The 7,260-nt window shown below is 34.0% G+C and carries 4 protein-coding genes; 1 reads left to right on the top strand and 3 read right to left on the bottom strand.

The window, feature by feature from the left end:
• The coding region (locus tag H611_RS0105760) for a CaiB/BaiF CoA transferase family protein (protein ID WP_027137454.1) at positions 1-1,104 on the bottom strand (1,104 nt) is incomplete at its 3' end.
• Positions 1,105-2,010: 906 nt separating this feature from the next.
• Positions 2,011-2,769 (bottom strand): enoyl-CoA hydratase/isomerase family protein, encoded by a 759-nt coding sequence (locus H611_RS0105755; RefSeq protein WP_035483505.1) that lies wholly within the window; start codon positions 2,767-2,769, stop codon positions 2,011-2,013.
• Positions 2,770-3,739: 970 nt separating this feature from the next.
• Here H611_RS0105755 and H611_RS0105750 point away from each other — a divergent pair.
• Complete coding sequence (locus H611_RS0105750) at positions 3,740-5,392, top strand: beta-N-acetylhexosaminidase (protein WP_245574776.1); 1,653 nt, start codon at positions 3,740-3,742, stop codon at positions 5,390-5,392.
• A 437-nt stretch (positions 5,393-5,829) separates the two neighbouring features.
• Here the strand turns inward: H611_RS0105750 and H611_RS0105745 are convergent, their stop codons facing one another.
• Complete coding sequence (locus H611_RS0105745) at positions 5,830-7,242, bottom strand: sulfatase-like hydrolase/transferase (RefSeq protein WP_211223791.1); 1,413 nt, start codon at positions 7,240-7,242, stop codon at positions 5,830-5,832.
• Between the last annotated feature and the right edge of the window lie 18 nt (positions 7,243-7,260).

The raw sequence follows: 7,260 nt of genomic DNA, 5'->3' as shown, positions 1-7,260 counted from the left end.
GTTTTGTGGTTTTACTTTTTCCAGACCATCACCTTGTATTTGAATTGGACTGTCGATAGTACGGATTCCATTAGTACCTTCTACTTCTGGGAAACAACCGTTAGCAATCATGTGCTCATCACGTGTACATTCTTCTGTAGTTTGTACCACGCTAAAGTTAACTCTGTACTCTTTTAAACGTTTAGATACTTCTGCTAAATCATGCTGACCAACAATTTTTTGCATTTCATCAAATAATGCCTGGTGGTTTTTAGCTCTTAATTCTACAGTAGCAAATCGTTCGTCTCCTTTAAGATGATCTGCTCCAAAAGCATTACGTAAATTATCTACGTTATTTGGATTAAGCTCTACAATAATAATGTAGCGCTCATCTTTAGTTTTGTATATTCCACCACTTACTGGGTTAGGCCATTCGGTACGGTGGAATTTTTGCATGGCTGGTGCTCCAACAAGTGCAGCCTGCATCATACTTGAATTCGCCCAAATACCCATATTCATTAAGGATGTAGAAACGAATGATCCTTTTCCTGTTCTTTCTCTATGGAAAAGTCCAGTCATTACAGCACTAAAAAGAGAAACAGCCGTATTTAAATCACCTCCTCCAACTGGTAATGGCACAGGACTACCATCTTTAGGACGTAATTCTTCCATCATACCTGAGCGTGCATACCATGCAGTCATATCAAATCCTGGTGCATCTTTATCTGGACCTTCTAATCCAAAACCGTTAATCCATGCATAGACTATATTCGGGTTAATTGCTTTTATATCTTCATAAGTGTGAGCCAGCTCTTGTTGAACTTTGCGAGGAGAGTTAGTAAGAAAAACATCTACATCAGCAACCAGTTTATGAAGTGCTTCCTGAGCATCTTTTGATTTTAGGTTAAGGGCCACAGACTTTTTAGTTCGGTTTTGTATGTATGTAGTATATGGTATTTTACTAGGTGGCATACCGGCAACCATATTACCATATCGCCACATATCTCCACTTAATGGTTCTACCTTAATAACTTCTGCGCCTAAATCGGCTAGAATTACTGTCGCAGACGGTGCTGCTGCCATAGAGGCTACTTCCAAAACTTTGATTCCTTCAAGTACTTTCATTTTTTACTTCTTTTTAAAAATTAGACATTATTATTTTTGTACATTATTGCGCGGCAATAAATGCATTACTTTATTTTTTGAATAAATGAATAGTTGGGGTGTATTTAATTTTATCCATATCTCTTGGAGTTTGTGAATCGATAACTAATTATCTATCCGATTAATTACATTACAAAGATGCGAGTAATATGAAGCATACACCTATAAGGTGGATTAATAAAAAACCTTAATCTACATTAAGACAAATACTTAAGAAACACAGCCCCCTAGCAAAACCGGTAACTTTACTATGTAAATACTAAGCTTTCAATTTAAATGACAGCTAAACTTTTATTAAAAATTTAGTACGGATCTAAGGAACCTTTAAAAATAACCCCAAGAGCATTATAAAATTATATTGAAAAAAGACAGACTTACGATTGATGGACCACCAGATAAACTCAAACTTTTAAATCAACTGGTTGGTAATAATTTGCAATATAAATAATATCCAAGATTATTATTAATGCCACGGGATGGCCTAAGAACATGCTAGAAGCAATCAAAAGAAAGGCGTATGGTATGCTCGAAGCTTATCATTCTAAGTCACTCTTGCAATCATGATAAATTTAGAATGAATAATATCTTCTATAACGCGAAATTGTTTTTGTCTTCAAATTAGCTCAAAAAAAGCAAGCTTAACAATCGATACTGATAGAAATTATTAAGATTATTTTCTCCCGATATACAGGGTAAACAAAAAAGGGTTCAGCTTTTTAAAAGCTGAACCCTAAACACTAACTAACTCACTCACTTATAGTGAAATCACCAAATTATGATATACTGACTATTATTTTCTCTTTTGAAATAGATACTCTGAACAAACTATTTTTGATTATTGTTCGTTAAGCATCATTCACTTATTGGCTATTTGGCCTTCCAATTAGGAGCACGTTTTTCAGCAAATGCTAAAGCACCTTCTTTGGAATCTTCCGTTCTCATTAGCCAGTCGAAATATTCTTTCTCAAGTCTAACGGCCTGCGGTAACGGCATATCTAAACCTTGCATAACAACGGCTTTCATTTTTTGTACAGCAAGTGGTGCACTCTTTAAAATCTCGCCTGCTATTTCTTCACATTTAGCCATTAATTCTTCTTCGGTAGAAACCACATGGTTTACCATACCAATGCGATATGCTTCTTTGGCATCAATACGACCACCAGTATAAAGCAACTCTAAAGCACTTCCTAAAGGCACAACACGAGGTAAACGCTGTGTTCCATAACCTCCTGGAATCCATCCCAGTCTTACTTCACCTGATCCAAAATGAGCATCTTCAGTACATACGCGAATATCGGCAGCCAAAGCTTGCTCTAAACCGCCTCCATTACAATGTCCGTGTACTGCGGTAATAATAGGTTTGGTTAGGGTTAACATGCGTGGATACAAACGATCTACATAGCCATCAGCGTCTGGTGATTTTACCCATTTAACATCGGTACCTACACAAAAAGCACGACCAGATCCGCTAACTATACCTACGCGTAATGTAGGATCATTTTCCAGTTCTTCCCAGGCATCTGCTATGGCATTATAGGTATCTCCGTCACAAGCATTTAATACATCTGGACGATTGATCTTTACATACATAATACCTCCTTTTTTCTCTACTATTACTTTTTCCATTATTTCCTAATTTTTAAAATTTATCTTATAATTTAAGTTCCTTTTAATTAGTAAAATCTATCCGATTAATTACATTACAAAGGTGCGCGTAAAAAAAAGTGTACACCTATAAGGTGCATTAATAAAAAATCTTAATCTACATTAAGACAACATCTTAAATCATGAATAAATAAAACAATAATAGCCAAGGCAAGGAAAACTGGATAATGAAAATCAAATATTTACTGTTGAACTTTTTTCAAAATGAAGGTAATAAGTTTAAATTAATTAGGTGCATTTTGTTAAAGAATCCTTTTAGACTAAAGAACCAATATGAATAACTTATAATTTCAAGTGAACACTTGAAAAGAAAATTTACAAAATTGGGAATAACTAAAAGTAGTTATAATTTAATGAAATCGCAAAATACACATATATAGTTCCTGATAATAAATGCTCTAGATATAAAAAATATTACATTAAGTTTAGCACCTACCTTTCTATTATGAATTTCACCAACCTAATGCACAAGGCGATACTTATGCGGGAAGTAAAGGCATAACCGATGAAGACAAAGCACAATTCAAAGTCTATCTTAAAGAATACCTTAAACTCCAATTCAAGGAGCTCATTACCCGCGACAAAGTATACCATGAAAACTTATGGCCAGAAATCCAGATAGCCTAAAAACATCTAGCATTGAAAATGCATAAATAAATTGTTTAATAACCCATTATTCATGATTTTAGCTGTAAATAATTCATTTTCATTCGATAGAAAAACTAAAATGAATAGTGAAAATAAAAAAATCTAAGAAAGGGAAAGCCTTATTTAAAAATATCAAAAAGCATGACCCATGGTCAAACCAGTCGAAAAACGGCTGTTTATAAAAAACATTTCAATTATAGATTAACAATTAATATAAAATAAAATGAGAATTTCTATTATCTTATTCATTAGCTTATTAAGCTTTTCTTGTTCAAACAAGTACATGGAATTAAAAAATAGTGCTATCGATTATCATATTATTCCAAAACCTCTTAAAATAAACATTGGTACCGGTAAGTTTTTAGTGGATGAAAACACAATAATAGTAGCTAGTAAAAGGCTGAAAAATGAGGGTGAGTTACTGGCTAGTATGTTAAGTTCCGCTTCTGGAAAAACTATAAATTACACCTCAAAAGGAAAAGGAAATATAATACTTGAATTAAACAACTCTATAAACAATGATGAAGGGTACAAATTACAAATAACTTATAATAACATTACCATTACTGGGAAAAATGCCAAAGGAATTTTTTACGGAATTCAAACGTTAAGACAATTACTTCCTGCACGTACAGAATCGGAAAGTATAAATGAATTAACCATTCCTGCTGTTTATATAGAGGACAGTCCACGTTTTAAATATAGAGGCATGCATCTGGATGTAGCTCGTCATTTCTTTCCGGTAGATTTTATCAAAAAATATATCGATTTGATTGCATTACATAAAATGAACACTTTTCACTGGCATCTAACTGAAGATCAAGGTTGGCGGATAGAAATAAAAAAGTATCCAAAACTTACTACAATTGGAGCATGGAGAAATGGAACCATTGTAGGGCGTCTTCCTGGGACTTCAAACGATCAAAAAAAATACGGTGGATTTTACACCCATGAAGATATTAAAGATATTGTAGCTTATGCCACAGCAAAACATGTTACCGTAATCCCAGAAATTGAATTACCAGGTCATAGTAGTGCAGCGATTGCTGCTTATCCTTACTTAAGCTGTTTCCCTAAGGAGCCAACTAAAGTAACCAAAAACATGGGTTCCGAAAAAGGAAAACAAATACAAGAGACAGGAACTCCAAAAATTGTTCAAGAAACCTGGGGGGTTTTCCCAGATGTTTATTGTTCGGGAAAAGAAGAAACGTTTTTATTCTTACAAAACGTTCTAGATGAAGTTATACAATTATTTCCATCTACATATATTCATATCGGAGGCGATGAGTGTCCAAAAACCAATTGGAAAAGGTGTGCTAATTGCCAAAAAAGAATCAAAACAGAAGGATTACATGATGAACATGAACTACAGAGTTATTTCATTACTAGAATTGAGCGTTATCTTAATTCAAAAGGAAGAAACATCATAGGATGGGATGAAATTTTAGAAGGAGGCTTAGCTCCTAATGCAACCGTTATGTCATGGCGAGGAACCAAAGGAGGTATTGAAGCAGCAAAACAAAAACACCATGTTATTATGACACCAGGGCATTCCTGCTATTTTGATTATTATCAGGTTAAATCACCCGAAGAAAAAGCAAAAGAGCCATTAGCTATTGGAGGTAATACTACGGTAGCCAATGTATATTCCTATGACCCTATACCTATAGAATTATCAAAAGATGAACAAAAATACATATTAGGCGCCCAAGGAAATGTTTGGACGGAGTATATGAAAACTTTCAATTATGTTGAATATATGATACTTCCTAGAATGGCAGCCCTGTCTGAAGTTGTTTGGTCATCCAAGAACAATAAAAATTGGGAAGATTTCACTAACAGATTAAATTCATTAAAAGATCATTATGATGCTTTAGGTGTAAATTATGCCAAGCATGTTTTTGAAATCGAAAAAGATACTTTAATAAATAAGTAGATCAAAGGCTATATTGAAGTAATCACTTCTATGCCAACTCTCAACCTTGTTTCATTACAGACAAATAACTATTTTAATTTGCAATAAGATAATAGTCGATATGGGTAAAATATTATCAATACAAGAACCTCAACCTGCAATCATTCGTAGTATGATTATTATTTCTTAAATATCCATTTTTTTTTTACCGTAAAAAAGTTAATCGAACTATTCAAGCAAAATAGTACTAAAATCACCAAAGTAATGCCAAGAAGCACAAGTCTTTTATGAATATTTTTGTAGTAAAGTACCATGTCATTTTCGAAACCTTAATGTTATTTTCTTTTCGTATAAAATAACAACAGAAGCTAATTACAAATCAACGAAATAAAACAAGGACATAGTATAAGGAAATCATGAAACGACTTGAACATAAAAAAGCAATAGTATTAATTAATTTAATCGTTGCGCTTTGGCTGTACCAATTTATATTCCCTATCGTATAAATTAAGTTGATTTCGTTTCCATTCTGAGCCTTCTAAAAACAAAGGATGTGGTAAGCTTACGTTCCAATCGCCAAGCTTTTTAAGCAAAAACTGTGTTTTCTCTATATGCTTTAAAGCTAAGTCATTTTGTTCAGTAACATCATCTGGTAAATAATAAAGCATGGGCAGACGATCTGGAATGGATATCAGTTTCCAGCCACCCATTCTAATGGCCGAACTTATTGTGAAGCGCCACATTAATGCTTCATGAGGGCGCTCTTGTTTTTCTTTGGTTATGTATGGTATTAAATTTTTACCTGTAAATTTTGTATTTTCTTCGTGGCCTCCTGCCAAAGCTACAAATGTTGGGGTAATATCCAGGCTGGAAATGGGTTTCTTATAAACTGTTCCGGCAGAAATCTTACTTGGCCATTTAATAATATAAGGCACGTGAATTCCGCCTTCAAGCAATATGCCCTTTTGACCTCTGTAAGGAGCATTTAACGAAGCATTGGCATCTACAGGACCACCATTGTCACTAATAAATACGACTACTGTATTCTTAGATAAATTATTCTGGTCTAAGGCATCAACAATTTTACCTATGTTTACATCCAGTCTATGGACCATAGCTGCATAAGTACGTCTTTTAATATCTTTAATGTGCTTATATAGATTAAGATCGTCTTGGGTTGCTTGCAAAGGAGCATGAGGGGCATTAAATGAGGCAAATAAAAAAAAGGGGGTGCTTTGATGTCTATTAATAAAATCAACACATTCATCTCCCTTGTCATCTGTAATATAAGTTATTGGCTCAGGCATTTTATAATTGCATTCTATAGGAACATCGTACCCTTTCCCATTAGGCGAAGAAGCGAAATAGTCATGTCCTCCTCCTGTATAGCCCCAAAATTCATCAAATCCTCTTTTTAACGGATGAAATTGTGGTTCATCACCCAAATGCCATTTTCCTATTAGCCCTGTTGTATACCCTAAATCTTTAAGGTAATTAGCTACTGTTTTTTGCTCTATAGGTAACCCTAAATAATCGGGATCAAACCCTTTCTGACTTCCTCCAATGTTATTATCGTGACCAAACTCTACTTGGTTTATCCCAGTTAGCAACCCAGCTCTTGATGGACTACATACAGCAGAGGAGACATAAGCCTCTGTAAAGTTCACACCCTTTTTAGCTAATAAATCTATGTTTGGTGTTTTTATTTGTGTACTACCGTTTAAACTTAAGTCGGCAAATCCTAAGTCGTCGGCCACAATTAAAATAAAGTTTGGTTTTGTCTCATTTTTATAGGATTGTTCTTGTGCCTCCATATAAGTTATTTTCAAGAATCCTATAACAAGTAAAAAATGGAAGGAAGTAAATTTCATCTGTTTAAATTTTATTAT

It is taken from the genome of Gaetbulibacter saemankumensis DSM 17032, assembly GCF_000425645.1.
Taxonomy (GTDB): Bacteria; Bacteroidota; Bacteroidia; order Flavobacteriales; family Flavobacteriaceae; genus Gaetbulibacter; species Gaetbulibacter saemankumensis.
Note: the sequence above shows the minus strand (reverse complement) of the source record. Positions and strands in the feature narration are given on the sequence as shown.

Excerpts from the sequence above, each read along its gene's own strand:
- H611_RS0105755 (WP_035483505.1), bottom strand. The coding sequence starts at position 2,769 with ATGGAAAAAGTAATAGTAGAGAAAAAAGGAGGTATTATGTATGTAAAG.
- H611_RS0105750 (WP_245574776.1), top strand. The coding sequence starts at position 3,740 with ATGGAATTAAAAAATAGTGCTATCGATTATCATATTATTCCAAAACCT.
- H611_RS0105745 (WP_211223791.1), bottom strand. The coding sequence starts at position 7,242 with ATGAAATTTACTTCCTTCCATTTTTTACTTGTTATAGGATTCTTGAAA.